The following is a 2565-nucleotide window of genomic DNA, read 5'->3' as shown; positions in this document are numbered from 1 at the left end:
CTGCGTATTTCGGCGAACGTGACCGCCGATTTCGGGAACGTGACCGATTCGGCGGGGTTGGGCGTTGCGCGGTGTTGATTGTAGATTTTCTTGTTAGTTCTGGTCGAGTTCGGACTCCAGGACGTTGGGTTTTGGGGATGCCTTTCTGAGGGATTCACCGGTGAGCGTGATCCGGTGATGGCGCTGCATGAGACGATCGAGCATTGCGTCGGCGATGGTCTCGTCGCCGACCCATCCATGCCAGTGCTCAATCGGTAATTGGCTGGTGATGATGGTCGCCTTTCCCGCCGAGCGGTCATCGATCATCTCGAGCAGATCGTTTCGGACCATCGCGTCGAGGGGAGCCATTCCCCAATCGTCCAGCAGGAGCACGTCAACGCGTGCGACCTGCAGCAGCCATTTTGTGAAGCCGCCATTGCCGTGCAGAACGCGAAGCTCCTCGCCAAGTCGCGGCACGCGCAGATACAAGGCCGAATGCCCGCGCCGGCAAGCGTATTGGGCCAGGGCGCAAGCGAGCCACGATTTCCCAGCGCCGGTTGGACCGCTGATGAGCAGGCTGTACCCGGCTTCGACCCAGTCACCGAGCACGAGACTCGTGAGTGAGCGCGGATCGACGCCACGGCCAGCGCGCGTGTCGAGATCTTCAATGGCGGCTTGCGGATACTTGAGGCGCGCCTGCTTGAGCAGTCGGGTCCGACGGCGATCATCACGCCAGCTGGCTTCCCGGTCGACCAGTAGTGACAGGCGTTCCTCGAAGCTCAGGCTGGCCGCACCGGGCTGCGTCATTTGTTCTTCCAGGCCGTCAGCGAAACCGTCCAGCTTCAGGGTGCGCAGTTGCGTCAGTGTCTGTTGCATCATCATGGTGGGTCTTCCTTATTGGTAGTAGCCGGGGCCGCGTACATGCGCGTGGCTCGGGCTGATCCAGTCGGCAGGCGTTGCCACTGCAGCGCGGTCGCGGTTGTTGATCAGGATGTCGCGCACGTGGCGGTAACGGTGCACGCCCAGTTCCAGTGCTAGCGCACAGGCGGCTTCGAGACGTTCGCGGCCATAGCGACGTGAGAGCGAGAGCAATCCGAGGCACGCCCGATAGCCGTGTTCCGGATGGCGTTGCTCCTGCAGCAGCCGGGTAACAAGCACGCCGGTTGCCGCGCCGATCTGCTGGCCCCAGTGAATCAGCCGCTGCGGCGTCCATTCCAGATGAGCGCGGTGCGCCGCCGGCATGTGCTCGACGACGGTGGTGTAGCCGCCTGCGCGGTCGTTGCGTGCGTGGCTGGCGACACGGCGACCGCGATGCAGCAGTTCGACAGCGCCCGCCGTGATGCGCGCATCGAGCTTGAGACCGACCAGCGCGTGCGGCACGCTGTAGCGGTGTTTGTTGATCTCGACGTGATAGTCGATGTGAACCGTCACTGTCTTGAAGCGCGCGAGCTCATAGGGCTGTGCCGGCAGCGGCTGCAGTGCCGGCGCGTCCAGCTGGGCGAATGCGCTGGCGCGACATCCCGGCAGCTTCTGGAACGGCCTCTCATTCAGGTTCTTGAGCAGCGGGCGGATCGCCTCATTGACCGAGTGGACCGACTCAAACCGGTGATGACGCAGGCGCGCCATGATCCAGCGTTCGACGACCTGGACGGCAACCTCTACCTTCGGTTTGTCCTGCGGACGATATACGCGCGCAGGAAGGAATGACGTGCCGTAGTGACGCGCAAAGTCCAGCACGGTGTCGCCGGCGCGAGGTTCATAGCGATCGGGATCGGCAATCATCGCGCGCGGGTTATCCGGCACGATCAACTGCGGCACGCCGCCATAGAAGGTCAGCGCGCGACCAATGCCGCCCAGCCAGTCCTCCATTGTTTCGGCCGGCGTCGCGCATGCGAACGTGTAGCTCGACGCGCCCATGGCCGCCACGAAGATGTGCGCGCGGCGTCCAGTCCTCAGCGGCAACGTGGGGCCGGCGAAGTCGACAAACAGCTTCTCGCCGGCGCGGTGAATCTGACGCATCGAGCGCTTCAGGCGTTTCGTGAACGCCTTGTAGTGCTCGCAGAACTGCGTATAGCGGTAGGTCTGCCGGTCCGCGAACTCGGCCTGGTACTCCTCCCACAGCAACGTCAGCGTCATGCCCTTGCGACGCAGCTCCTGGTGGATGCGTCCGTAGTCGGGCTGGGCGTAGCCTGCTGGTCCCGTGGGCTTGCCGAGAAGCCGCCGCTCGAGCTCGCCTTCGTCCATATCGCAGGCGCTTGCCCAGTCCAGCCCGGCGGCACCGGCAAGTCCGATGTACTTCGTGACCACGCCCTTGGATATGCCCAGTGACGCGGCGATCCGATCGTGCGAGAAGCCGCCGTCGAATTTAAGTCGTAAAACGTCCTTGATCATGCGCATGTTCATCCTGTGCGCGGGCATGTTCTCTCCGGCAAAAGCCGGCGAGCATAGCCCGCGTGGTTGATCTCATGCGCAACGCCAATCCTGCCTTCCGGTCCGCTCGGTCACGTGCCCGAAATGCCCGGTCACGTTCCCGAAATCGCCGGTCACCATCCCGAAACGGCCGGTCACGTTCGTCCGAAATACGCA

General features: G+C 63.5%; 2 protein-coding genes. Both read right to left on the bottom strand.

Annotated features, from left to right (window positions below):
- Nucleotides 1-93: 93 nt before the first annotated feature.
- Nucleotides 94-861: an IS21-like element helper ATPase IstB gene (istB, locus tag FQ755_RS34780; protein ID WP_144162296.1), complete on the bottom strand. Its 768-nt coding sequence runs from the start codon at nt 859-861 to the stop codon at nt 94-96.
- A gap of 12 nt (nt 862-873) precedes the next feature.
- Nucleotides 874-2397, bottom strand: a complete 1524-nt coding sequence (istA, locus tag FQ755_RS34775; RefSeq protein WP_144162293.1) for an IS21 family transposase — start codon at nt 2395-2397, stop codon at nt 874-876.
- Nucleotides 2398-2565: the final 168 nt, after the last annotated feature.

Source organism: Paraburkholderia sp. BCC1885 (assembly GCF_900996235.1).
GTDB lineage: Bacteria > Pseudomonadota > Gammaproteobacteria > Burkholderiales > Burkholderiaceae > Paraburkholderia.
Note: the sequence above shows the minus strand (reverse complement) of the source record. Positions and strands in the feature narration are given on the sequence as shown.